This window comes from Cyanobacterium stanieri LEGE 03274, from assembly GCF_015207825.1.
In the GTDB taxonomy this organism is placed as follows: domain Bacteria; phylum Cyanobacteriota; class Cyanobacteriia; order Cyanobacteriales; family Cyanobacteriaceae; genus Cyanobacterium; species Cyanobacterium stanieri_B.
This window is the reverse complement of sequence record NZ_JADEWC010000015.1, coordinates 1-25,646: the sequence shown is the minus strand read 5'-3', so window position 1 is coordinate 25,646 and position 25,646 is coordinate 1. Positions and strand designations below refer to the sequence as shown.

25 protein-coding genes and 1 pseudogene are annotated in these 25,646 nt (G+C 36.5%); 16 read left to right on the top strand and 10 right to left on the bottom strand.

The genetic code is table 11. From position 1 onward, the window contains the following. Window positions 1-44 precede the first annotated feature (44 nt). The gene (cysC, locus tag IQ215_RS08095) at window positions 45-578 is read right to left on the bottom strand and encodes an adenylyl-sulfate kinase (protein ID WP_193800813.1); all 534 of its coding nucleotides are present in this window, start codon (window positions 576-578) and stop codon (window positions 45-47) included. A 275-nt stretch (window positions 579-853) separates the two neighbouring features. On the opposite strand from cysC, the gene IQ215_RS08090 reads away from it, so the two are divergent. The 4 genes from IQ215_RS08090 (at window position 854) to IQ215_RS08075 (ending at window position 4,767) form a co-directional block, all read left to right on the top strand. Beyond that, entirely contained in the window at window positions 854-2,314 is a 1,461-nt protein-coding gene (locus IQ215_RS08090; RefSeq protein ID WP_193800812.1) for a DASH family cryptochrome, read from the top strand. Beyond that, a complete protein-coding gene (locus IQ215_RS08085; RefSeq protein WP_193800811.1) occupies window positions 2,311-2,733 on the top strand; it encodes a response regulator in 423 nt (140 codons plus the stop codon). The genes IQ215_RS08090 and IQ215_RS08085 overlap by 4 nt, the downstream gene beginning before the upstream one ends. 826 nt (window positions 2,734-3,559) lie before the next feature. After that, window positions 3,560-3,841, top strand: coding sequence for an ArsR/SmtB family transcription factor (locus tag IQ215_RS08080; RefSeq protein ID WP_193800810.1), 282 nt, complete (start codon window positions 3,560-3,562; stop codon window positions 3,839-3,841). Between the two features lie 41 nt (window positions 3,842-3,882). Beyond that, on the top strand, window positions 3,883-4,767 hold the full coding sequence (locus IQ215_RS08075) for an NAD(P)-dependent oxidoreductase (protein WP_193800809.1): 885 nt from the start codon (window positions 3,883-3,885) through the stop codon (window positions 4,765-4,767). A 38-nt stretch (window positions 4,768-4,805) separates the two neighbouring features. On the opposite strand, the gene IQ215_RS08070 is transcribed toward IQ215_RS08075, so the two are convergent. Continuing rightward, window positions 4,806-5,843, bottom strand: a complete 1,038-nt coding sequence (locus tag IQ215_RS08070) for a HEAT repeat domain-containing protein (RefSeq protein WP_193800808.1) — start codon at window positions 5,841-5,843, stop codon at window positions 4,806-4,808. Between the two features lie 307 nt (window positions 5,844-6,150). On the opposite strand from IQ215_RS08070, the gene IQ215_RS08065 reads away from it, so the two are divergent. Continuing rightward, window positions 6,151-7,359, top strand: a complete 1,209-nt coding sequence (locus IQ215_RS08065) for a GNAT family N-acetyltransferase (RefSeq protein ID WP_193800807.1) — start codon at window positions 6,151-6,153, stop codon at window positions 7,357-7,359. An 85-nt stretch (window positions 7,360-7,444) separates the two neighbouring features. Further along, window positions 7,445-7,750, top strand: a complete 306-nt coding sequence (locus IQ215_RS08060; RefSeq protein WP_193800806.1) for a nucleotidyltransferase family protein — start codon at window positions 7,445-7,447, stop codon at window positions 7,748-7,750. A gap of 451 nt (window positions 7,751-8,201) precedes the next feature. Here the strand turns inward: IQ215_RS08060 and IQ215_RS08055 are convergent, their stop codons facing one another. Continuing rightward, a complete protein-coding gene (locus tag IQ215_RS08055; protein WP_193800805.1) occupies window positions 8,202-8,729 on the bottom strand; it encodes a tetratricopeptide repeat protein in 528 nt (175 codons plus the stop codon). A 147-nt stretch (window positions 8,730-8,876) separates the two neighbouring features. On the opposite strand from IQ215_RS08055, the gene IQ215_RS08050 reads away from it, so the two are divergent. The 4 genes from IQ215_RS08050 (at window position 8,877) to IQ215_RS08035 (ending at window position 13,415) form a co-directional block, all read left to right on the top strand. Continuing rightward, entirely contained in the window at window positions 8,877-9,779 is a 903-nt protein-coding gene (locus IQ215_RS08050) for a TIGR04168 family protein (protein ID WP_193800804.1), read from the top strand. An 81-nt stretch (window positions 9,780-9,860) separates the two neighbouring features. Next, window positions 9,861-10,958, top strand: a complete 1,098-nt coding sequence (gene aroC, locus IQ215_RS08045) for a chorismate synthase (protein WP_193800803.1) — start codon at window positions 9,861-9,863, stop codon at window positions 10,956-10,958. Between the two features lie 97 nt (window positions 10,959-11,055). Further along, a complete protein-coding gene (locus IQ215_RS08040; protein WP_193800802.1) occupies window positions 11,056-12,276 on the top strand; it encodes an NAD(P)/FAD-dependent oxidoreductase in 1,221 nt (406 codons plus the stop codon). Window positions 12,277-12,443: 167 nt separating this feature from the next. After that, complete coding sequence (locus tag IQ215_RS08035; RefSeq protein WP_193800801.1) at window positions 12,444-13,415, top strand: SDR family oxidoreductase; 972 nt, start codon at window positions 12,444-12,446, stop codon at window positions 13,413-13,415. Window positions 13,416-13,492: 77 nt separating this feature from the next. Here IQ215_RS08035 and IQ215_RS08030 read toward each other — a convergent pair whose 3' ends face one another. Beyond that, complete coding sequence (locus IQ215_RS08030) at window positions 13,493-14,404, bottom strand: AAA family ATPase (RefSeq protein WP_193800800.1); 912 nt, start codon at window positions 14,402-14,404, stop codon at window positions 13,493-13,495. A gap of 101 nt (window positions 14,405-14,505) precedes the next feature. Here IQ215_RS08030 and rsfS point away from each other — a divergent pair, with 101 nt between their 5' ends. From rsfS to IQ215_RS08015, 3 genes are all read left to right on the top strand, one after another. After that, window positions 14,506-14,931: a ribosome silencing factor gene (gene rsfS, locus IQ215_RS08025; protein WP_193800799.1), complete on the top strand. Its 426-nt coding sequence runs from the start codon at window positions 14,506-14,508 to the stop codon at window positions 14,929-14,931. A 163-nt stretch (window positions 14,932-15,094) separates the two neighbouring features. Further along, window positions 15,095-15,580 carry a CGLD27 family protein gene (locus tag IQ215_RS08020; RefSeq protein WP_193800798.1) on the top strand — a complete coding sequence of 162 codons (486 nt, stop codon included), beginning with the start codon at window positions 15,095-15,097 and terminating at the stop codon, window positions 15,578-15,580. Window positions 15,581-15,618: 38 nt separating this feature from the next. Next, entirely contained in the window at window positions 15,619-16,572 is a 954-nt protein-coding gene (locus tag IQ215_RS08015; RefSeq protein ID WP_193800797.1) for an asparaginase, read from the top strand. 72 nt (window positions 16,573-16,644) lie between these two features. Here the strand turns inward: IQ215_RS08015 and IQ215_RS08010 are convergent, their stop codons facing one another. Next, window positions 16,645-18,168 carry an NAD(P)/FAD-dependent oxidoreductase gene (locus IQ215_RS08010; RefSeq protein ID WP_193800796.1) on the bottom strand — a complete coding sequence of 508 codons (1,524 nt, stop codon included), beginning with the start codon at window positions 18,166-18,168 and terminating at the stop codon, window positions 16,645-16,647. Window positions 18,169-18,347: 179 nt separating this feature from the next. Next, window positions 18,348-18,515: a hypothetical protein gene (locus tag IQ215_RS08005; RefSeq protein ID WP_193800795.1), complete on the bottom strand. Its 168-nt coding sequence runs from the start codon at window positions 18,513-18,515 to the stop codon at window positions 18,348-18,350. A 265-nt stretch (window positions 18,516-18,780) separates the two neighbouring features. On the opposite strand from IQ215_RS08005, the gene IQ215_RS08000 reads away from it, so the two are divergent. Together IQ215_RS08000 and yidD are read left to right on the top strand one after the other, a co-directional pair. Further along, window positions 18,781-19,257, top strand: coding sequence for a CRR6 family NdhI maturation factor (locus IQ215_RS08000; RefSeq protein ID WP_193800794.1), 477 nt, complete (start codon window positions 18,781-18,783; stop codon window positions 19,255-19,257). A 1-nt stretch (window position 19,258) separates the two neighbouring features. Then, window positions 19,259-19,522 carry a membrane protein insertion efficiency factor YidD gene (gene yidD / locus IQ215_RS07995; protein ID WP_193800793.1) on the top strand — a complete coding sequence of 88 codons (264 nt, stop codon included), beginning with the start codon at window positions 19,259-19,261 and terminating at the stop codon, window positions 19,520-19,522. Window positions 19,523-19,681: 159 nt separating this feature from the next. On the opposite strand, the gene IQ215_RS07990 is transcribed toward yidD, so the two are convergent. Then, window positions 19,682-20,353, bottom strand: coding sequence for a HEAT repeat domain-containing protein (locus IQ215_RS07990; RefSeq protein WP_193800792.1), 672 nt, complete (start codon window positions 20,351-20,353; stop codon window positions 19,682-19,684). 217 nt (window positions 20,354-20,570) lie between these two features. On the opposite strand from IQ215_RS07990, the gene rlmD reads away from it, so the two are divergent. Continuing rightward, window positions 20,571-21,920 (top strand): 23S rRNA (uracil(1939)-C(5))-methyltransferase RlmD, encoded by a 1,350-nt coding sequence (gene rlmD / locus IQ215_RS07985; RefSeq protein ID WP_193800791.1) that lies wholly within the window; start codon window positions 20,571-20,573, stop codon window positions 21,918-21,920. On the opposite strand, the gene cofH is transcribed toward rlmD, so the two are convergent. The 3 genes and pseudogenes from cofH to IQ215_RS07970 all read right to left on the bottom strand — a co-directional run. Further along, entirely contained in the window at window positions 21,921-23,024 is a 1,104-nt protein-coding gene (gene cofH / locus IQ215_RS07980) for a 7,8-didemethyl-8-hydroxy-5-deazariboflavin synthase subunit CofH (RefSeq protein ID WP_193800790.1), read from the bottom strand. A 308-nt stretch (window positions 23,025-23,332) separates the two neighbouring features. Continuing rightward, window positions 23,333-25,258 (bottom strand): FAD-dependent oxidoreductase, encoded by a 1,926-nt coding sequence (locus IQ215_RS07975; protein ID WP_193800789.1) that lies wholly within the window; start codon window positions 25,256-25,258, stop codon window positions 23,333-23,335. A gap of 107 nt (window positions 25,259-25,365) precedes the next feature. Next, window positions 25,366-25,646 (bottom strand): annotated as a pseudogene (locus tag IQ215_RS07970) (hypothetical protein); the annotation flags it as partial.

The following is a 25,646-nucleotide window of genomic DNA, read 5'->3' as shown; positions in this document are numbered from 1 at the left end:
AAATTGTTGAAAATGGGGGTTGATAAAAACCAACCCCTTACGGTTTAACTAGCTAAATAACCTAAATCCTTTAACCCTTGTAAAACTTTGTTAACACTTTCATCCAATTCCTCTAAATCTGTTCTACACTCTATTTCAGGACTTAAAGGAGGTTCATAAGGATCACTGATACCCGTAAACATTTTAATTTCCCCAGATCTAGCCTTTTTATATAAACCCTTTACATCTCTTTCCTCGCAGGTAGCCAAAGGAGCATTTACAAATACTTCTACAAAATTACCAATTTTTCCTCTAACTTCGTCTCTGACTTCACGATAAGGAGAAATAGCTGATACAATAACGATCACACCATTACGGGTTAACAGGTTAGAAACAAAACCGATACGACGAATATTTTCGTCTCTATCTTCTTTACTAAAACCTAACCCTTTGGTTAAATTAGTACGTACAATATCACCGTCAAGAATTTCTAATTTATAACCTGCATCCTTAAGTTTTTGTGCTACTACTTGACTAATGGTGGTTTTTCCCGCCCCACTAAGCCCTGTAAACCAAACTGTTACGCCTTTATGCTCCATTACTTTGTTAATTTATGAATTTTTATAATCAATTTTTGCTTAATGTATTCTACAGGGTGTGTTAACAATTGACAATGAATAATTGATAATTGATAATGAAAATAGGTTTAATTATTTTTATTATTTTATATTTTATTTCTGTTTTACAACAAATATTATTTTATTTATATAAAGCTATATATTGGCTTACATATTTGTTTTGCTAATACCTTAAAGATAGTAAAAGTGTGTATAATTAATTAATATATTTTAATTGTAATCATATTCTATTACTTATGAATAATATTTTAATTTGGTTTCGTAATGACTTGAGATTACATGACCAAGAGTGTATATACAGAGCCTTATCAACAGAGCCTCATCATATAATCCCCTTTTATTGTTTTGACTATCGCACCTATGCACAAACATCATTCGGGTTTCCAAAAACAGGAAAATATCGAGCTAAATTTATCATTGAAAGTGTTGCAGATTTACAAAATTCCTTACAAAAAATAGGTAGTAACTTAGTAGTAAAAAAAGGAAAAACTGAAGACGAAATTTCTAAAATTGTTGAAAAATATCAAATCACTGAAGTTTATTTTTCCGAAGAAACCACCGCCGAAGAAAGAGCGATGGAAAAAAAACTAACCAAAATTTTAGATAAAAAACAAGTCAAAACAAAAACCTTCTGGCAAAGTACCCTCTATTTCCCCGATGACTTACCCTTCAGTATAGAAGAATTACCAGATCTTTTTACCAACTTCAGAAAACAAGTAGAAAAAAAAGCCGAAGTATATAACACCTTCAAAACCCCCTCATCCCTCCCTCCTCTACCCCAAAATATCGACATTGGCAAAATTCCCACCCTTGCCGACTTAGGCTTAGAAGAATTTACCAAAGATGATAGGGGCGTATTAACCTTTATCGGTGGAGAAACCGAAGCCCTCAAAAGACTACAGTATTATTTATGGGAAACAGACAATATCAGTAACTATAAAAAAACCCGTAACGGTATGCTAGGGGGTGACTACTCCTCCAAATTTTCCCCATGGTTAGCCCAAGGTTGCCTTTCTCCCCGTCTCATCTATACCGAAATCGAAAAATATGAACAAGAAAGAGTAAAAAACGACTCCACCTATTGGCTAATCTTTGAACTATTATGGCGCGACTTTTTCCGCTTTACCTGCCTCAAATATGGTAATAAAGTATTTCATACATCAGGATTACAAAATATTCAGATACCTTGGCAAGAAAACCAAAACTTATTCGAGTTATGGTGTGAGGGCAAAACAGGCTATCCCCTCGTAGATGCCAACATGAGAGAATTAAATGCCACTGGTTTTATGTCTAATCGAGGTAGGCAAAATGTCGCCAGTTTCCTAACCAAAAATCTCGGTATAAATTGGCAAATGGGCGCCGAATGGTTTGAATCTTTATTAATTGATTATGACGTATGTAGTAACTGGGGTAATTGGAATTACACCGCAGGGGTGGGTAATGATGCCCGTGGATTTCGTTACTTCAATATTCCCAAACAATCTAAAGATTATGACTATCAAGGAGGCTATCTATGCCATTGGTTGCCAGAAATAGCTTCTATCAAAGGGGAAAAAATTCACGAACCTTGGAAACTATCAAAGGAAGAACAGAGACAATTTAAGGTACAATTAGGGGTAAACTATCCTCGCCCGATGGTAGATTTTTTTAAATCCGTTAAGCATAACGAAAAAGTTTATTTGGGTGCTACTCGATGAGTACAGTTTTAATAGTAGAAGATGACCCCATTAATTTAAAAGTTTTTTCCAAAATCCTCACCAAAAGAGGAGGGTTGAATGTGATTGGCACAGAAAATGTTGATGAAGTATTGAGGGTAGCAAATTCTGGGGTTACCAAGGTTGTTTTGATGGATGTTTCTTTATCTAACAGTTATTATAACGGTGAGCCGGTAGATGGCATTAGAATTACTCAACTTTTAAAGGCAAATCCTATAACCCATGATATTCCTGTAGTCTTAATTACTGCCCACGCTATGGAAGGGGATAGGGAAAATTTTTTAAATCTTAGTGGTGCGGATGGTTATATTACCAAGCCTATCATTAATCAAGATGAGTTTGTTAAGGAGGTAAAGTCTTTTGTTAGTGGAGAGTGGAAATTAGAGTTAGAAGATGATTAATTCACATTTTAAGTAAAAACTTTTGGGGCATTTTGACTCCATGTAGTTTTGCTGACGAGGTAATTATCGCTTAAAAATAACTTCTATGGGGGATTTTTCAGTATGGTAGGGATGTAGCATACTACGTCTCTCCTAGTTGCAAGTGTTAAGATGGATGATGGGGAGTAAGAATGATAATAGTTTAATTACCCATTGTTAATTGTTTACATCTTTAAAAAACCATAAATTTTATCCCAAATTTAAGTTAAAGCTGTGTTTTATATATCCTTTTAAGGGTATGTAGTATCTGTAATATTTTGATGAAAATGAGGTTACACATTGAATCAAGCGCACCTTATTTGGTTGATATGAACATTAAGTGTAATTTATTAATGGATTATGTATTAAAAATAATTTAGCTTGAGCAGTTAATTACTTTATATTTTTTTAAGAAAACTTTTATTAACTTTTATTATCTTTTTGTAATTATTAGTTTTATTTTTTGTTAAGCAAAATTAGTTTTATCTGACCATAATATATTGATTAATTTTATTAATTAGAGTAAAAAAAATTTGTACTTTTTTATACATTACTCCCATAAGATGTTTTTATATTAATTTTGAGTTATTTATTATCGTTTATCGTATTGAATTAGCTAGAATAAATATGTGTTGATTTTTATATATTCTTGATGGTATATAAAAAAAATAAATTTAAAGTTATCTTTATAAAATCTTTATCACATCTTTATAAAAAAAGGGAACAATATTTATTATATTAGTAAGTGAATAACAAATAAATTATTCCACATATTTACTCCTATTTTATATAATTTAGAATGTCATCAATGCCAAACTCAAATTTGAGTGGTATGTTAAGTTGTTTCCGTGCCTTGTCAGATCCCATTAGACTCAATGTGATAAATTTATTACTAGAAAAAGAGATGTGTGTGGGGGATATTTGCCTTGCTTTAAAAATTGCCCAGCCAAAGCTATCCTTTCATCTTCGGGTTTTGAGGGAATCTGGATTATTACAGACAAGACAAGAGGGGCGCTGGATTTATTATCGTCTCAACCCTTTCCAATTTCAGACTTTAGTGGAGTCTTTGGCGGATTTCACCATCAACTGATAAAATCGAGGTGGAAAAACGTCAGTGGGAGAATGGTTAAGATGGTTAACAATCAGGTTGCTTTCCTTGGTTTGGGGGTTATGGGTGCGCCCATGACAGTCAATCTTGCCCATCATAATCTATCTATCAAAGCATGGAATCGCACGAACGATCGCCCCTGGCTAGAAAATGTAACCAAATCAGGGGCTACCATAGTCAACTCAATTCGGGAGGCGGTAAAATCTGCCTCCATTATTTTTACTTGTCTTGGGGATATTCCTGATGTGGAAGAAGTAATCTTCGGTGATGATGGTATCGTTAAGTACGCCCCTCCCCATAGTATCATTGTTGATTTTAGCACCATCGGTTCTCAGGGAGCAAGGGCGATCGCCCTTAAACTAAAATCTCACCAAATTCGTTTTATGGATGCCCCCGTATCAGGAGGAGACATAGGAGCAAAAAATGGTACACTAACCATCATGGTGGGGGGAGACAAACAAGACTTTGAAGAAATAAAACCCTACCTTGAGATGGTAGGCAAAAATATAACCTACTGTGGGGAAGTAGGCAGCGGACAGGCGGTAAAATTATGTAATCAAGTATTAGCATCTCTCCACATGGTAGCCCTTTGTGAAGCCCTACAACTAGCTAAAACACAAAAAATTGATCCTAATCTTATTGTAGATGTTTGTAGCACTGGCGCCGCAGGTTCTTGGGCATTAACCAACCTCGCACCAAAAATTATTAACCAAGACTATCAACCGGGCTTCATGATTAAACATATCCTCAAAGATTTACGGCTAGTTAAAGAGGTTATGGAAAATCCTGATAATTATCCAGGTATTAATCTTGCCCAACAATTATTTAATCAGGTTGCCCAATTTGATGATGCTTATTTAGAAGGCACTCAAGCAATGATTAAAGCCTATACTGACAAGAATGGATAATTGACTATTGGAAGATACTCAAAATATGATTGGTGGCTTTAATGGGAATCAAGGGTAGGATTATCTTGAATCAGGGTAGCATCAATTTCCTGGGCGTAGTCTTTGTGGTTATCGAGGGTAAATAGATTGGGATTGTGTGCTATTTTTTCAAGGATAGAAAGGGCGATTTCTCTTACTTCAGGATCAGGATCGTTATAAGCAGTTTGAGTTATGATAGGCTGAACTTGGGTGATTAGTTCATAAACTTTGCTAACGTCTCTCAGGGCGTTTTTTCTCACCGTGCCATGGTCATCTTGTAATGATAATATTAGCGCCTGATTGATGGGTTTGATACTATTAAAAGCGATTTGAGATATGGCTTCGAGAATTAAAGTCTTTTCTTGAGAATTACTTTTTATCATTATATCAAGGAGAGGGGCGATCGCCCTTGAGTCTGCCTGAGATGCTAAATTCCAAATTACTTTACTTCTATTTTTTGCGTCTCCTTCTATTAATTCTTTAATTAATTCTTGGGTTTTATCTAGGGGTTTTTCTACTTCAGGGTTAATTCTTTTGGCTAATGTTGCTTTGTTTAACTGGTTATTATCCTCTTGATTATCTTCTAAAATATTATTATTTAATGATATTTGTTCTAGGGGGCGATCGGATATAGTTTTTGTTTTTTTCTGACTATTACTCAATATTTTTAAACCAACAATAATTAAAGTAATACTAATAATAATTACTAAAATAACTAAGGATATAATTAATAGAAATAAAAGGTTATCCATATCCCACCTATTACTATTATTCGCTGACATAGCCTCTACATTATTAATAGCTCGTTGGGCATAAACATCATTAGGGCGGTATGTGAGGGCAGTTTGAAAGTAGCTCAAAGCCTCATCATATTGACGATTATCAGTGGCTTGATAACCCTTACGCATATTTTCATCATAAAGGATAGCAGGATCTTGATTTTCAGCCTCAGAGGCGATCGCCCTAAATTGATAATAATTATTTACTTGTACAGTAGGATAAATAAAATAAAAACTCAAGGAAAAAATTAATCTCCATAGCCATTTTTTAGGTAACATAATATATATTGGTTTAGTTCATTTAATAAAGTTAAAAACTAATATTATATCTTAATTATTATTATTTTTTAGAGTAGTAAATATTCCCTCCATAACTACTCATAATTTAAATTAAACAAGATAATTTTTAAAAAAGCTATTATTAGATAATATTTTTTGTTTCCATCATAAATCAATATTCTATTCTCAACAACTCCAAAGAAACAACTACACTATAAGAAGTCATTATAAACAGTTAAGACTTAAATCAAATTTTTTCTGTAAACACCGAGAAAAAACAAGGTAACTCAAATATATTGTCAAGGTTATGATGGATAAAATTTTTAACAAAAAAAACGCCTCCCCCTACACTATCCGTTGGCATCAACAAATGGCCGAAATTCCTCAATCAGCATGGGATGAAATGGCGATGCCCTTGGCAACACCCTTTTTGGAATGGGAATGGTTACACAACTTAGAAACCTCTGGTAGCGTAAAACCTCAAACAGGTTGGCAACCTTGTCATTTAACCCTGTGGCGCGACAAAAAATTAATAGCAGGGGCGCCACTTTATATAAAAGGGCATAGTTATGGAGAATTTGTTTTTGATCATCAATGGGCTGATTTAGCTTACCGATTAGGGATACAATATTATCCTAAACTCCTCGGCATGACTCCTTTTACTCCTGCGGTGGGTTATCGTTTTTTGGTTGCCCCCGATGAAAACGAAGAAGAAATCACCGAAATAATGATAAGTGCGATCGATCATTTTTGTGTTAAAAATAGATTGTCAGGATGTAACTTTTTATTTGTTGATCCTCAATGGAAATCAATGATTGCACAATTCGGCTTCTCTGCTTGGATGCACCATGGTTATATATGGGGAAGTCGAGATTTTAACACCTTTGATGATTATCTAAAAATATTTAATTCCAATCAACGTAAAAATATTAAACGAGAAAGAAAATTAGTTCAAAAAGCAGGATTAATCACTAAAAATTTAGTCGGTGAAGAAATTCCCCATTATTTCTATCCCTACATTTATCAGTTTTATCACAGCACCTGTAGCAAATTTTATTGGGGTAGTAAATATTTAACCAAAAAATTTTTTGAACAACTATACCCATCCTATAGCCATCGTCTTATGGTAGTAGCAGCCTTTGAGGAAGGTAACGAACATCAACCCGTGGGAATGTCTTTTTGTATCCGTAAAGGAGAGAATCTTTATGGGCGTTATTGGGGTAGTCTGGATGAATATGATTGCTTACACTTCGAGAGTTGTTATTATAAACCCATAGAATGGGCTATTAGTCAAGGGATAAAAATGTATGACCCGGGCGCGGGGGGTAGCCATAAACGTCGTCGGGGTTTTCCTGCTACGGCAAATTATAGTATGCACCGATTTTATAATCAACGCATGAGCAGTATTTTAAAACATTATATTGATGAAATTAATTTTGCCCAACAACAGGAAATTGATGCTATTAATAACGATTTACCTTTTAATAAGAAAGAAATTAATTTTTCCATAGATTAATTATATTTGGCTTCAGTTACAAAAAATATTTTAGGGTGGGCATGGCCCACCATCTGATAAGTTTACATAATTATTAAGTAAAAAAATGACTACTATAGTTAATAGTAAAAAAGATATTTTGAGTCTATTACAACTACACAAAGAAACCATCAAAAGTTATGGAGTTAAAAAATGTGGTTTATTTGGCTCTTTTCAACGGGGAGAAGCGACGGAAAATAGTGATATTGATTTATTAGTAGAATTTGAACCTGAGTTGAAAAATTTTAAAAATTTAGCCTTTTTTTTAGAACATTTATTTGGGCGAAAAGTAGATGTTTTAACCCCAAAATCATTAAGTCCTATTTTTGGTCATAGAATATTAGCAGAGGTAGAGTATGTTATATTTTCCTGAAGATTATTTAGGTCATATTTTACTGGAAACTTATTTCATTATTGATACTTCAAAGGATATATAAAAGGAAAATTTTTTGCAAAATCCTATTTTAATATGAAATATAAAAAAGATTGCTATAAATATAATTAACTTCAGTATTTCCCGCCTTGTAATGAATTACAAGGCTACGGATTTTTCGTTCAATGAATTGAACTTTTATGTTTGGAAATAAATGGATTCAGCACCCATAAATCTATACAAGGAATGGTCAAGGGTTTTAACCTAAATTGAGGTTAATTAGGCTGGGATTTTATTTGAGAGGTTTTATTTGTCGTAAACATTTAAGTATTTCATATTATTTATAACTAATTGGTCGAACTTAATATAAAATCTTATAAAAAATCGGGCTATAAACCCGAAATCTAGTTAAAATGTTCTAATTTTTAAAGATGTTTATTGCTCAACAAAATTATGAGGTAACAAATCTTTTTTCGAGGGATTCTACCCTACGTTTAGCAACGGAATTTTTAGCATCAATGGTTAATACTTCTTTATAAACTTCCAATGCTTGGGCGGTGAGTTGCTTTTTCTCATATACGTTACCTAAATTGTTAAGGGCGATCGCATATTCGGGGTATAATTTAATAGCTTCTTTATAGTTACGAATAGCAATATCATATTGTTCTTGGGAAAAATGAGCGAAACCAAGGGCATTATAAATTAAGGCTTTATTTTCTGCCTCAATGTCATCGGATGCTTTTAAGGCTCTTTGTAATAATTGTACTGCTTGAACATAGAGTTTTTTATCAAGATAAATACTAGCTAATTCGTAATATTCTTCCGCTGTTCCCCTCTCTTTTGTAAGTTTTTTTTGTAGGGTGGAAAAACGATTTTCTACTTTTCTAGTTTTGATAATTTGTCTTAATAAAAGAACAGCAACAATGCTTAAAATTCCAAGTAAAATAGAGATATAAACTACTGGAAGATTCTCATTCATAGTAAAAAAATATTAATATATTTGTTTTTATTACTTAGATATATTATCACATTCAGACATTTTTATTATCCTGAGAATTAGGGTGCAACTTTTGTTAATTTTAGGTAACAATATTAAGAAAGGTAAATAAGAAATAGATTTAATTTAATGGTGCAAAGAAAGATAAAAGTTGCGGTGATTGGAGATATTCATGATCAATGGAATAGTTTAGATCATCAAATTCTAAAGTTTTTGGAAGTTGATTTGGTGTTATTGGTGGGGGATTTTGGCAATGAATCCCTTGAGGTGGTGGGGCACGTGGCGAGGTTAGAAATCCCTAAGGCGGTGGTTTTGGGTAATCATGATGCTTGGTATTCGGCTACGAAGTGGGGCAGGAAAAAATCTCCCTATGATCATAACAAAGAAGATAGGGTACAACAACAGTTAGATTTGCTGGGATGTAGTCATGTGGGGTATGGTAGGTTAGATTTTGCCCATTTGGGGTTATCGGTAGTGGGAAGTCGTCCTTTTAGCTGGGGTGGTTCAAAGTGGAAGTGTGAGGATTTTTATGCTCAACGCTATGGGGTGTCTAGCTTTGATGATTCTAGTCAAAGGATTTTTGAGCAATGTAAACAAACGACTCAATCTAATGTGATTTTTGTGGGACATAATGGCCCTTTTGGGTTGGGGGCTAACCCTGAGGATACTTGTGGTAAGGATTGGAATCCCATCGGGGGTGATTTTGGCGATCCTGATTTTCAAGGGGCGATCGCCCTTAGCCGTCAATTAGATAAAACCATTAGTCTAGTTACCTTTGGACATATGCACCATCGCCTAAGACACACCAAAGCAAGATTAAGAACTATTATTAATAGGGATCAACATAATACCATCTATCTCAATGCCGCCTCAACCCCTCGCATCCAAGAAAAACAAGGCATCAAAGCCCATAACTATTCCATCGTCACCTATGAAAATAATCAAATTACTGATATATCCCTTTTGTGGGTAAATCAAAACTTAGAAATTGTTTCCACCACTCCCCTATATAGCCCCACGAAAATTCATTGACAACGGACAATGAACCATGAACAATAGATATAGTATAGAAAACCTTTCACATTCCACTACCTTTACATTACCTTTTTATAAATGAGCAGTATCTTTGGTGAATTATTTAGAATCTCTACATTTGGAGAATCCCATGGGGGCGGAGTTGGCGTTGTCATTGATGGTTGCCCCCCTCGTATCGAGATTAGCGCCGAAGAAATACAAGAAGATTTAAACCGTAGAAAGCCAGGGCAAAGTAAGATTACCACTCCCCGCAAAGAATCCGACTTATGCGAAATCGTATCAGGGGTATTTGAAGGTAAAACCCTCGGCACTCCCATCGCCATTTTAGTTAGAAATAAGGATGCAAGATCCCAAGATTACGATGAAATGGCCGTCAAATATCGTCCTTCCCATGCCGATGCCACCTATGACGCAAAATATGGTATCCGTAATTGGCAGGGTGGGGGGCGCTCCTCCGCCCGTGAAACCATCGGTAGGGTGGCCGCAGGGGCGATCGCCAAGAAAATTCTCAAACAAATAGCCGGGGTAGAAATCATCGCCTATGTTAAAAGCATCAAAGACATAGAAGCCACCAACATCAACCAAGATACCCTCACCCAAGAGCAAGTAGAAAGTAATATAGTTCGTTGCCCCGACGGTGCGATCGCCCAAAAAATGATCGACCTTATCGATCAAATTCGCAAAGAAAAAGACTCCCTCGGAGGTACTCTCGAATGTGTCGTCAGAAACGTCCCCAGAGGGCTAGGAGAACCAGTATTTGACAAGTTAGAAGCAGATCTCGCCAAAGCTATCATGTCCTTACCCGCTACCAAAGGCTTTGAAATCGGCTCAGGTTTTGCAGGAACAACCCTCACAGGAAGCCAACACAACGACGAATTTTACCTAGACGACAATGGCAACCCCCGCACCGTAACCAATCGCTCAGGGGGCATCCAAGGGGGCATCAGCAACGGTGAAAACATCGTCATCAGAGCCGCCTTCAAACCCACCGCCACCATCGGCAAAGAGCAAAAAACCGTCAGCAAAGAAGGAGAAGAAACCACCCTCGCCGCCAAAGGAAGACATGATCCCTGTGTACTACCCAGAGCAGTACCCATGGTAGAAGCCATGGTAGCCCTTGTATTGTGTGATCATCTTTTGCGCCACCATGCACAATGTAATTTAATTGAGAATTGATAATGAATAATGGATAATGAATTTTTTTATCCATGTCAATCAACTAAAATCAAATTATCTTCCCCCCGAATTTGCGGGGGGCTAGGGGGAATCTAATATGAATCAAAAAATAACCATCATTGGCGGAGGGGCAGCGGGATTTTTTGGCGCTATCAGTGCCGCCACCCATCACCCCCAAGCGCAAATAACCATCCTCGAAGCCAGTAAGAAACTATTAGGCAAAGTCAAAATATCTGGGGGCGGTAGATGTAACGTTACTCACCACTGCTTTAACCCAGGTCAACTAATTACCAACTATCCCCGTGGTGGTAGAGAGTTAAGGGGAGCATTTTCCCGTTTTCAACCCCAAGACACCGTCAAATGGTTTACCGATAAGGGCGTTAAACTAAAAACCGAAGCCGATGGGCGTATGTTTCCTATTACTGATGATTCTCAAACCATTATCGATTGCCTGATAAATACAGCTAAATCATTGGGTATTAAAATCAAAACCCAAACCCCCGTTAAAAGTATCAAGAAAGAAGGAAATAAATTTATTATTACCCTCAAATCAGGGGAAGAATTTTCAGCAGATAAAGTTTTAATCGCCACAGGAAGTAATAGATTAGGTTATCAATGGTCAGAATTTTTAGGACATAATATTAAACCTCCTATTCCTTCATTATTTACTTTTAAAATAAATGATCCTAGAATCAAAGACTTAGCAGGAATTAGCTCAGAAAATGTTCATATTCAGCTAAAACAAAAAAAAGGAAAAAAGTTGGAACAACAAGGCCCTTTATTAATTACCCATTGGGGTTTAAGTGGCCCTGCTGTGCTTAAGTTATCAGCTTGGGGAGCAAGGGTATTGCATGATCATAATTATCAGATGGAGTTAATTATTAATTGGCTACCTGAAGACAATCCAGAAACTATTAAATCAGAATTAAACAATTTAAAAAGTAATAAAGCAAAGCAAAAAGTTATTAACTACAATGGTTATAATTTACCTAAGAGATTATGGCAAAGTTTGGTAAATTATAGTTTATTAAGTAATGATAAAATTTGGGCAGAAATCACAAAAAAAGAATTAGAAAAATTAGCATTTGAATTGACAAGGGGAGTTTATAAAATAGAAGGGAAAGGGGTTTTTAAAGATGAATTTGTGACCTGTGGCGGTGTTTCCCTAAAAGAAATTGATTTTAAAAGTATGGAAAGTAAAAAGTGTGAAGGGCTTTATTTTGCAGGGGAAATATTAGATATTGATGGAGTGACGGGGGGATTTAACTTTCAAAATGCTTGGACTACAGGCTGGTTATTTGGACAACATTTGACCTAATCAATATGATTAATGTCAATATCTAACGATACCATTCCCCGTTCCCCATGGTTATCGAGGGAAGTCGAGATACCTTGTTCCCTATTCCATTAAAAAAATTAAATAAGGGCTTTTCTGATAAAATCTTAATGAAAGTTTAAAATATGTAAAATAAATTAATAATTATAATGAAAATATTAGTAGTTGGAGCAACAGGCACACTGGGAAGACAAATTGTGCGCCATGCCCTAGATAATGATTATGAAGTACGTTGTTTGGTCAGAAATACAGGAAAAGCTAGTTTTTTAAAAGAGTGGGGAGCGGAATTAATTGTTGGGGATATTTGTAAGCCAGAAACTTTACCCCCAGCCTTAAAAGAAGTTGATGCAGTAGTGGATGCGGCTACCACCAGGGCGACAAGTTCGTTGAGTATTAAGCAGGTGGATTGGCAGGGTAAGGTTAATTTGATTCAGGCTACCCAAGAAGCTGATATTAAACGTTATATCTTCTTTAGTATTGTGAATGCTAAGGAATTTGAAAATGTTCCTCTGATGAATATTAAATATTGTACTGAGTTATTTTTACAGGAGTCGGGGTTGGATTATACTATCTTCCAATTAGCTGGATTTATGCAGGGTTTGATTCCTCAATATGGTATTCCTATTTTGGATAATCAACCTGTGTGGGTGAGTGGGGAAAATACTCCCATTGCTTATATGAATACTCAGGATGTGGCAAAATTTGTGATTAATGCCCTTGAGATTCCCGAAACCAATAAGCAAACTTTCCCGATTATGGGCGATCGCGCCTGGAGCGGAGAAGAAATAATTAGGTTATGTGAAAGACTCTCAGGAAAAGAAGCCAAAGTTTCCCGCATTCCCATCGGGCTATTAAGATTTTTAAGGGGCTTTACCCGTTGGTTTGGTTGGACACTAAACGCCTCAGATCGTCTTGCTTTTGCCGAAGTCATTGCAGGGGGTAAACCCATGAATGCCCCCATGGATGATGTCTATGAAAAATTACAAGTTGACCGAGATGATATTACCAAACTAGAAGACTACTTAGAAGAATATTTCACCCGCATCATGAAAAAAGTCAGAGAAATTGACTTAGAACAAAGTAAGAAGAAAAAGAAAAAGAAAGGCAGTTTCTTCAAATAGAAATAACCTGATTTCGGGATAAAATTTATAGTTTTGTAAAAGTGTCAGGTATCGGGTGGGCAATGCCCACCGCAATACTAAGCCAAAGGCACAGTACGCAACAAGCGATCAATAATTACCTTAGGATTTCTCCCCCCCCTAGCAATCAGACGATGAGCCAAAACATGGGGGGCTAAATATTTCACATCATCAGGGGTTGCATAATCCCTTCCCTCAATAAAAGCCAGAGCTTGAACAGCCCTTTGCATGGCAGACGTACCCCGAGGGCTTACCCCTAAACTGATTTCATCATCATTCCGAGAAGTAGTTATCAAATCAACAATATATTTTTGTAACTCAGGAGCCACTTTAATTTTTTGACAAGATTTTTGTAAATCGATCACATCCTCTAAAGAAATACAAGGAGTTAAATCATCCCCTATCAAACCCTTATCCAGTTGTTTTTGTAACATCAAAAGTTCCTCCTCAGGGGAAGGATAACCCACACTCAAAGAGATTGTAAAACGATCCATTTGTGCTTCAGGTAGAGGAAATGTCCCCTGATATTCCACGGGGTTTTGGGTGGCAATAACAAAAAAAGGATTAGGTACATTACGAGCCTCACCATCCACCGTAATTTGTTTTTCCTCCATTACTTCCAACAAAGAAGATTGAGTTCGAGGGGTAGCACGGTTAATTTCATCGGCTAAGAGAATATTAGCAAAAGCCGGACCGGGTAAAAATTCAAACTCCCTACTACTCGGATTCCAAATATTAGTCCCCGTCACATCACTAGGTAATAAATCGGGGGTGCATTGGATTCTCTGAAACCTACCGTTAATGGACTTAGCTAGGGATTTTGCCAACAAGGTTTTACCAACCCCCGGAACGTCTTCAAGGAGGGCATGACCACCACTAAGGAGGGCTACCATCACTAATTTTATCGGTTCTTCTTTTCCCACGATCGCACGGGCTAAATTGTCTTGAAGGGCGGTAATTTTTTCTCTCATGGAAGAATTATAAATGGATTTTATCCCCTAATTATAGCAACGGTTCAGCTTCTACAAAGGATGGTTATAATAAGAAAAAATAGAGTGCAAAATGTTTTTGAATGACTAAATCTGATCTACAAATAGAGCATCAATTAAATTCAACCAACGACCATGTAAACAAACCTTTTGACAGTAAAGAATTAGCTTTTATTATTGCTGATGCCGCCGACGATCGCAAGGGGGAAGACATAAAAATTCTCGATGTTTCCCAATTATCCTACCTCGCAGATTATTTTATCGTTATCACTGGTTTTTCTGTTCCTCAATTAAGGGCGATTTCCCTATCCATTGAAGGAAAAGTAAGCGATAAACTAGGCATCGAACCTGTGAGGGTAGAAGGCAAAAGCGAGGGTAACTGGATTTTACATGATTATGGGGATGTCATTGCCCATATCTTTTTACCCGAAGCCCGTGAATACTACGGTTTAGAAGCCTTCTGGGGCAGAGCCACTACCATTGATAATCAGGAATGGATGAATAAATAATTAGTTCCATGAGATGTACAAAGTTTAACTTAGATAGGAGGGGTTAAAACCCCTTGTTAAATATATAAAGACAAAACAAGGGATCGTAAGAATAATTTACAATTGGTAATTGATGACTAATTTTTTTTCATTATTCATTATCAATTATCCATTATTTATAATTATGTCATTTTGTCCTGTACCCGTTGAACAACAACCCGTTAACGAATATCAAGAATTAAGTCAATCTTGGTTTTTTCAGTGGGTAACCTTACCCAAAACTAAATTTTTTTCCAAATTATCAGGGGTTTGGAGTTTAAGTTTATTGCTCACCGCCCCCATTTCTAGTGCTAGTTTTCCCCCCGACGAGCAAACTTTTCCCTTCCTCATTGCTAGTGCCTTAGGCTCTGGGTTGTTCGTTGCCTTTGTTTTGATACGATTATATTTAGGATGGAAGTATATAGGCGATCGCCTCAAGAAAACAAAAATAGTTTACGAAGAATCAAGCTGGTATGATGGACAAGTATGGGAAAAACCCCTAGAAATTTATAATCGAGATCGATTAATATTCAGCTACCAAGTAGAACCAGTTTTAAAAAGATTAGAAAAAAGCGGTTTATTACTCATCGCCCTGATGGTAAGTGGTATCATCCTATTCTGGTTAAGTTAACAACAAAAATCGACACACAAACCCAAATACAATAATAAATGAGTAGATTAAAACGTAGTCCATACCCACCCCTAGAAGTACACCTCCTGCGAGAAGGTATCCCCGAATCCGTCCATCAAGTAGAAGTTACCGTTGCCGACGATAAAGGGCGCACCCTTTGTGCGGCGGGGAATCCCGAAACCGTCGCCTTTACTCGCTCCGCCCTCAAACCTTTCCAAGCCCTAGCGGTATCTAGTACAGGAGTATTAGAAAGATTTGAACTAAATGATCAAGATTTGGCAATCATGTGTGCCTCCCATAAAGGTACTATCGAACAAGCTAGACAAGTATTTAACATCCTTTGGAAAGCAGATATTGATCCCAATGCCCTCAAATGCCCTATACCAGAGGGAAAAGATAGCCCCCTGCAGCACAATTGTTCGGGAAAACACGCTGGAATGTTAGCTGCCTGTCAGCAACGTAACTGGAGTTTAGAAAACTATTTTCATCGCTCCAATCCGATACAGGGTTTAGTATTGAAGAAAATTTCTGAATTATTATCCATGCCCCCTGATGAATTGATGGCTGCGAGGGATGATTGCGGTGTGCCTACCTATGCCCTACCTCTATCACAAATTGCTACCCTTTACGCTAAACTTGCCTGTGGTAGTAATATTGACTTAGAGCGAATTTTGCGCGCTATGACTCATAATCCTCAGATGATAGCAGGGGAAGGGGCTTTTGATACAGAATTTATGACTCTTACCGAGGGGGCTTTGGTTAGTAAATCTGGGGCAGAAGGATTACAGTGTATTGGTAATATTAGCCAAGATATGGGATTAGCCATCAAGGTATTGGATGGGGCGAGACGGGCAAAATATGCGGCCGCTATCCATGTATGTAAACAAATGGGCTGGATTTCTCCTGATGTGGCTGATAGATTAGGGGATAAATTCCTTAAAATTGACGAATATCGCCGTTTGGAAGTGGCTGGGGAATGTACTTTTGTTTAAAGGCAGTTGCCCCACTGTGTAATGAATTTAACGGCTAACGGTCATTTTTTCCATAAATTGAATTAAAATTGACTACCCCTTGTTATCTTTTCCCGCACCATATTTCCACATATCAAGGTAACGATGATAATAATAAAGTTGTTGCTCATTCATGGTTGATTCTAGGGATTTAAAAGACTTAGCAAGGGGGTATAAACCTGTAAAAAGCCCTAGGTTGGTAAAGTGTTTAAACCAATCAGCGAAAATGGGTAAGCCTACTTGGGGTAAGAGGGGTAAAACCAAAAGGGGATTAACCAGGGGTAAGGTTTTGGCTAATCCTGAAAATTTTACTACGTCTTGTAAGAAAGGTTTTAAGACATCGTCACCCATTTTATCCATCACTTTGAATACTCCACTCATTAAGTCGTTGATTTGATTGGGGGAGTAGTTTTTATCGATACCCACACTCATGGTTTTTTGGAATAACCAAGTAACGGATATGTTGGGTTGATAGGGTTGAATTAAATGTAAGTCTTTTGGGCTTAAACTGTCGGTTTGTAGGGCTTCGTTAATGGCTTCATTCAGGCGGGGAAGATGACGCATCATGCTTCCAAAACCGCCAAAACTCACGGGGGATTGACTACCGCTACTGTCTCCGATGGCTAATATTCTTGACCATGGCATTTTCAGGGGGCTATTATTATAGGAAGGGAAAAAGCCGAATAAAAAACGTTTAAAGGCGATCGCCCCTAAGTCCACATTCTGATATTTTGGTAATAATCTAAGATACTCTTGGGTTAAATCCGTCAAACTAATTCTATCGGGGTGGGCATCCACATAGGTAAATAAATAGGTAGTGCGTCCATCTTTTGCAGGAAAAGCCTCCCAAAAATATTGACAACGATTTTGAATGGGGGTAATCGTCGCTATTAAATCCCCCGTATCATTTTTTTCAAATCCTTCTCCACAACTACCCACCACCAAACAAACCCCCTCCGCTTGTTGCCCTTGTCTTGCCTGTTTGGCAATGGGTGAAAAATGCCCCATGGCATCAATTAACAATCGGCTAGTTATGACTTGATTATCTAACTCTAGTTTTACACCATTATCATAAATATTGGCAGAAATAAAAGACGTTTTTTCTAATAAAATCCCCCCTAATTGTAAAAATTTATTCTTTACTTTTGCGAGTAATAATTTAGGACTAACACCAATGTTTAAAACATCTTTTACCCATAATTCATAACCTTGATAAAAGCTAACTCTCCCAGGATTATATTCGGTAAATATTATTTGTTCTAAATCTTTTTCATCAATTAAATCTAATTCTAATAAACAACTTAATTCATTTCGAGAAATATTCCATTCTTGTTCCCTGCCTTGCAATATTCCCTTTTCGATAACTGCGACTTTATAGCCTTTTTTTCTGAGGGTTGTGCCCAAAAATATTCCTAAAGTACCTCCACAAATGACCACATCAAAATCGGTTTCATTAATAGATTCTTTTTGTTGATAAATTACTTTTTTGATAGTCTGATTGTTATTACGAAAATTATGCCAAAATTGATCAGCAAATTGAAGATTTTTTTGATTATTTCTGAGAATATCTAAATTCATAATTAAGTGGCTAAATATATTATTTTATAACGAGCTTTTGTTGATATTTTTTTTACATATTTATTATTTTTAAGATAACATAAGGACTAAATTAGTTATTATAAAATATAAAAATTAAATCTATATTAAATGCCTTTTAAATTGATAAAGTTTTCCTCCTATTTTTTGGCTGTTTAAATTCATTCTTGTATATTAATCTCGGCATTAATTACCATCTCTTGGTGTGTTTTTCCATCCGCTAAAAATTCGGATAATTCTGCCACTTCTACCACAAAATAATTATCTATTTCACAGCAATAAATAACTAACTCATACTCAGTTAATATCAAATTTGCAAAATTCATCATAAATAGATTGTATCTTCACCCACCGTATAATAAATTACACGGCTAACGGTAGTTCGTTAAATAAATTGAACTAAGATATTAATATTAATACTGCTAATTTGTAAGTGATCAAGCGGACTTGATATGACATGGTTTTTTTTAGCTCATACTTAAATTTACTTTACGAGATGTACATCAATCTAGCTTCTTTTATAACTCTTTTTTGTTGACAGTCGAGCTATTCACAGTTGATATTAGAAAGAGAATCAATTATAAATTACCAAATATGACCATTGATATTACCATCAATAACCAACAAATTGAAACCCTAGATTTATCAGCCGTTACAGAAGTTGTGGAAGATTTAGAAAAAAGAGAGGGTATATTATCCGCCGAACAACAAATTCAATTTAAAATTGATTATACCTTACCTGAAAATGACCCTAGGGAGTTATCCGAAATTCCTGAAATTCGTCTATGGTTTATTGCCCTCAATGCCCTTTATCCTTGGTTTCCTATCCTTCTTAATTGGCGTGAGGGTGAATTAGCCCGTTATACGGCTATGGTTGTCCCCCATGAGTTTAAACGCACGGAGGGAATACAATATAATCCTGAGGCGCTGGATATTTTTATTATGGGTAAGATTTTTACTCTCCATCAATGGTTAAAATCTCAGGGAGTGACGGGGAATTCTCGTTTAAAGGCCATGGCTCAGATTTTTGGTTATGATTTAGATGATAGCTTTTTTGCTCTCCTCGGTTAATATGAAACATTTTTTGATTTTATTGATTAAGGGGTATCGTGGTTTTATTTCCCCTTTGTTTCCCCCTAGTTGTCGTTTTCAGCCCACTTGCTCTGCCTATGCCCTAGAGGCGATCGCCCTTCATGGTACAATAAAAGGAGGTTATTTAGCCCTTAAAAGGATCTTAAAATGTCATCCTTTTCACCCTGGGGGCTATGATCCTGTACCATGTAATCATAATCATCAATTAGAACAGAAAAATCTTGCCCATAATAATAAAAAATAAACCATAAAGCAAGATTTTTGATAATAGAAGTTAAAGATAATAATAGCAATGAAAAAATTATAACAGTATGGGTTAATAGGTATTAGGTTGCGACTTTAAATAACATCATAATTTGTAAGTTATTTTCTACCTTAATCCCTTCACTTTTGCACAAAAAAGTTAACTATTAATGCCTAATTTTTGCAAAGAATAATTAGCTGCTTGGGCAACCTGTTGATGAGCATCTTTTGCTAAATATTTTAGGGCAGAAATGCTCTTTTCAGTATTAAAATTACCCAAAGATTCAGCCAATCTTTGACGAATTAACCAGTCTTCCGATTGAGCAAAATCCAAAATATCTCCCACGCAATCTTCTGCCTTAATTTCTCCTAATGCAGAAATCGCCGCTTGTTGTAATACTGTTTCTCCACTTCTGAGGGCAGCTAATAATACTTGTTTTGCCCGAATATCTCCTAAGTTGCCCAAGGATACCGCCGCACTAAACCTTACTAGCCATTGGGTATCCTCATAAAAAGCCCTTACTAAAGCATCAAAAGCCCTGATGTCATTGAGATAACCTAACGCCCCCGCCGCATCTGCCCGAATACCGTAATCAGGATCACTTTCTAATAATTTGACTAAAATAGGATAACATTCCTCAGTTTTCTTTACACCCAAGGCAAATACAGCCATCGAGCGCACTGGCAACACTTCATCATCAAGGACTTTTTTAATTAAAGGTACAGCATCTTCAGCATCCACTTGTCTTAGGGAAGCTAATGCCAATAAACGATCCTTTGAATTACTACTTTCTAGGTTATCCGATATTTCTTGTAAATTAACTATACTCATTTTTGCTCAATATTTCTTTACATTTTTCATTATAGTGGAAGAAAATATGATCGTTATCGCAAAAACCGTCTATGGAAATCACCAGTTAAGGGAAACGATGATAAATCATTAAACTTCATCCCCTCTACTCCTCATTCCCTTCACTCCTCATCCCCTCTACTCCTCATTCCCATTTATTGATATGATCAAAGTATTGTAATGATAAAAAATAGCTTCAATGATTAGACAAGGTGAGTTGGTAGAGATTGATATAGAAGATGTTAGTAGTGATGGTAATGGGGTAGGAAAAATTGATTCTCAGGTTATTTTTATTCCTCATACGGTTACGGGCGATCGCATCCAGGCTAAACTAATAAAAGTAAAGAAAAAATATGCCCAAGGAAGACTAGAAAAAATTATCAACCCTTCAAATCATCGTATTCGCCCCCGTTGCATTGTGGCGGATAAATGTGGAGGATGTAAATGGCAACATATAGATTATCAACATCAATTAGAAATTAAAAAAAATCAAGTAAAAGAAACCCTTACCCGTATTGGTGATTTTACTAATTTTGAAGTAGAAGACATTTTGGCAGATACAGATTTAGGTTATCGTAACAAAGCTAGTTATCCCTTTGGAGTATCCCAAAACGGCAACCTTAAAGCAGGTTATTACCGAGAAGGTAGCCATCAAATAGTTAACCTCAATCAATGCCCCATCCAAGATGAAAGACTAAACCCCCTCCTAGCAGAAATTAAACAAGACTTACAAGAATTAGGCATACCCGTTTACGATGAAAATACCAAAAAAGGTATTTTGCGCCATCTTTGTTTCCGCATTGGTAAAAATACAGGGGAAATTCTGATAACCATTGTTATAAGTAAACCCAGTAACTTTAAATTAGCAGAACAAGCCCCCATATGGTTGGAGCGTTATCCTAACGTGGTGGGAGTAACATTGAATTATAACCCTAAACCCACTAATGTGATTTTTGGTGAGGAAACCGAATTACTAGCAGGAAGATTATATCTAAAAGAAGAATTTGCAGGATTAACCTTTACCCTACGCACAGAAACTTTTTTCCAAGTTAATACCACCGTTGCAGAATCATTGTTTAAATGGGTGATAGATGCCCTAAATTTACAAGGAAATGAAACAGTAATTGATTTGTATTGTGGTATCGGTGCGCTGACTTTACCCATTGCCCAAAAGGTAGATAGTGTAATGGGTATCGAGTTTGATAAAGTTGCCATCGAATTAGCCAATCATAATGCCGTTATCAATGACATTGACAATGTTCGATTTGTGGTGGGTAAGGCTGAGGTTGTTTTTCCCGAATTAACTACCATTGCAGACATTGTAATATTAGATCCTCCCCGCAAGGGTTGTCAACCAGAGGTAATAGAAAGTTTAGGCAAGATGAAGCCTCAAAAAATAGTTTATGTGAGTTGTCATCCTGCCACCCTTGCCAGAGATTTGAAGTTACTATGTGAAAATAATGACTATGTCATCGAAAGGGTTAAACCTGCTGATTTTTTCCCTCAAACTACCCATGTGGAAACCGCTGTAATTTTAACTCGTCGCTAATCACAACAACTGATATAAGGTATTTCGTTGACGGTAAGGGCGATGGATAGAAGTAATGGCTTTTTGAATGGTGGCGACATCTAAACAAGTGCCTCCCTTTGCCCCTGCCATGGTGGTAATATGTTCTTCCATGAGTGTACCACCAATGTCGTTACATCCCCATTGTAATGCTTCTAATGCACCGTCTAGCCCTAATTTTACCCAGCTTGGTTGATGGTTAAGGATGACATCTCCCAATACCATACGGGAAACGGCAGTTAAAACAAGGGTGGCGGTTAAGTCGGGTTGATCTCTTCCTACCCTATTACGTAAGGGTTTCGGGGCTTGTTCACCCACAAAAGGCAGTAAGATAAATTCGGTGATTTTGGCTGGATAATCGTTAATGATAGCAGTTTCCTGGAGCGATCGCACCTTAAATAAATGTTGTAATTGTTGCTCTGGGGTTTCAATATGTCCACATAACATGGTACTAGTGGTGGGTATTCCTAAACGATGGGCAGTGGAAATTATTTCCATCCATATGGCAGTATTAATCTTTTCAGGACAGATTATTTTTCTTACTTGATCATCCAAAATTTCGGCGGCTGTGCCTGGCATTGAACCCAAACCATGATCCCGAAAAGCAATAATTACATCACTAAAACTAAGGTTATCTTGACGGGCAATAAATTCTATTTCTTGGGGAGAAAAAGCGTGTAAATGTAACTGTGAAAATTCTTTTTTTATACTTTTAATTAACTGTAAATAATATTTTAAACTACTTCCTTGAATTTGGGCTTGAGGATTTAACCCCCCCTGCATACAAATTTCTGTAGCATTTAAATTAATAGCTTCCTGACATTTACGCAAAATAGTTTCAATATCTAACCAAAAAACTCCTTTATCATTTGCATCCCTTCTAAAAGCACAAAAACTGCAATGCTGTTCACAAATATTGGTAAAATTTATATTTCTATTGATAACATAAGTAACCTTGTCTCCCACTTGTTTTTTGCGAAGATTATCAGCTTCTTTTTTTACTTTTTGAAGATTAATTTTTTGATAATTTTTAAGAATATTTAAAAATTCTTTTTCTTCATCTCTAACTCTATTATTAATGAGCATGAATTTAATATAGTAATGAGGGCAAAGAATAGGCAATGGCAATAGTTACGATAGGTGTTAGATAACAGTTAACATTAAGTCCGCTTGATCGCTTATAAGTTACCAATATCAATATCTTAGTTCAATTTATTGAACGAATCACCGTTAGCCGTGTACGGTGGAGCAACGATTCTACAGAGCTTTTTAAGTTATATTTATACTAATTAGGTTTGGATAAATAAATCTTTAGGATGATAAAATCCTCCAGAATTGAGAGATTTAGGGGGGAAAATACAATTTTTTATAAAAACTTTTACCCCACTGCAAACCTAAATGGTTAACAAACCCGAAGGATTGACGGATAATAAATCTCGACGTTTCAAACCCTCTTGATGGAGAATCATATTAGCAGATAATAAGCCACTACTTACCGCCCTTTCCATTAAACCACAAGGAAAAGGCATCTTCACCCAATCCCCTGCAAACATGAGGTTTTTAAGTTGAGTTTCAGTTACGGGGCGTTGCTCAAAACTATTGGGGGGATACCCTGAAAAGTTTTTCTGATTTACCAATTGTTTATGGAGTATTTTAGCATCTTTTAATTCGGGGACAATTTCCGATAATTCTCGCTCAAAGGTTTCTAAAATTAACTCTTGGGTGGGAAATTCCTTCTCCTTATAGCAGTAAGAATGTAATTCAACGACGCTTCCCCCTGTTTTTTGAGCCCAAGCGATATATTCGGTTTGGATACGATGATATAAACAAATGCTGTCGGTGAGGGAATAACCTGATAAAGAGGCAAAGTTACTATGCTCCCATTCAAAGCTCTTATCTAGCCAAAACCTAGCCACAGCAAAGGGATCAGCCAATGCCAGTTGTTCGATTTGGGCTTGGGTGGTGCTACAGGTTTCCCCATCGGTTTCCATGAGGTTAAATAAGTGTTTTACCCCCGGCACATCGGCGGCGATAACAAAATAGTCAGCTTCCAATGTTTCTGGTTTAATATTATCGTTGGGGTTGTTGGCGATGAGTTGAATTTGATCGCCCTTTTGTCCTATAACTGTATAAGTATTTAAGCTACGTTTAGCAGGACCTTGTAATAATTTTCCGTCATTGTCGTAGAGGGCGGAATGGCAAGGACATAAAAATTTACCATCTTCTTGTTTATTAACGGTACATCCTTGGTGGGTACAACTGAGGGAAATTGCTTGTTTAGTATCCTTGGTAACGGCAAAGAGGCGATCGCCCGCACCATAATAACTGTATTGTTGATCTTCCAATAAAGGATTAGCACTCACCCAAAAAGGAACACTACTTTCCCCTTGTCCTCGATAATATTCAAGGGAGGTAATTTTATCCCCATCACACTTAATCTTACTAACATTCGCTTCCGTAACAATACTACCACCATTATTTTTAATAGTATCGGCAATGGGTTCTACTAAACTCGTACCCATATCATCCACCGTACCATTAAAAGCCAACCCTTCAGGGTTACCAAAAAAGTAAAAATGGAAAAACTGCATTAGTTCTCCTGTACTAAGCACATCAGGGGCATTGAGAGAAGATTTCGCAAAAGGCAAAAAATACAAATCAAATAACCCTTGGGGAATACCCTTAGCCGCCCAATCTTTGACCGAAATATTATCTAACTCATAATAAGTATTAGGTATTTTAAACCCCGCAATGGTTTTAAACACCCGCCAATGTTCAGGATTTGCCAAATTAATACCCCAATGGAGGGCATTATCACTAGAAAAGGCTAAATCAACAATATTCCAAGGGAAAGCCGAATGACTGGGCCGAAAATTTTCGGGCTTATATTGACCATCTTTGAACACCACGGAATAAAAATCAAGGGATTTAAAATTATCCGTAATATTGATTTCGCTAACAATGCTCTTTAAATTATAGTATTGTGGGAAAAAACCATGGAAACCATGTTCCATTCTAAATTTTTCATCCCCTACCTGAATATCCCAACTAGCAATTTTCCCCCCCAATTGAGGAGACTTTTCCAAGAGGGTAACTTCAAAACCCCTCTGGCTTAATTCGTAAGCAGAAGCCAACCCTGCCAAACCACCACCAATAACAACGACTTTCTTTTTCTTGGTAAGGTAGCGAGGTAAATCAATGGTATCTCCTTTATGTATTGTCGGTTGCGGTTTTACCACTCGAGAATACCCCACAAGTCCAAGAATACTACTAAAAGCGAAAAACTTTAATAAATTGCGACGGGAAAAACGATTATTCATGAAAGAAAAATGAGGATGATGACTAAAAAACTTAATATTACTTTACCAAATTATTAAAATTGGGGGCTAAAAACTAATGAAGAAACTCTGATAATTTTTCTTCAATCTTATTGAGTTTGTAAGTAGGTTAAAAATTCAATTAATTCTTGATCGGATAACAAATGACGAGATTTTTTACCGTAGGTTTCTAGTAAATATTTTTTACCTTGTTCTTGAGTCCAACCCAATCTTTTTAATTCTATAGTAGTTTGATCAATTACCTGACTAAAATCAACGGCGTCACTTAAGTCAAGATTTGGGGGGGGGGATAATTCGGTTTTTTCCTCTATTTTCTCTATTTCTTGAGGTTGATAGGATAGGGGTAATTCTGGGTTATGGGGAGTGGTGG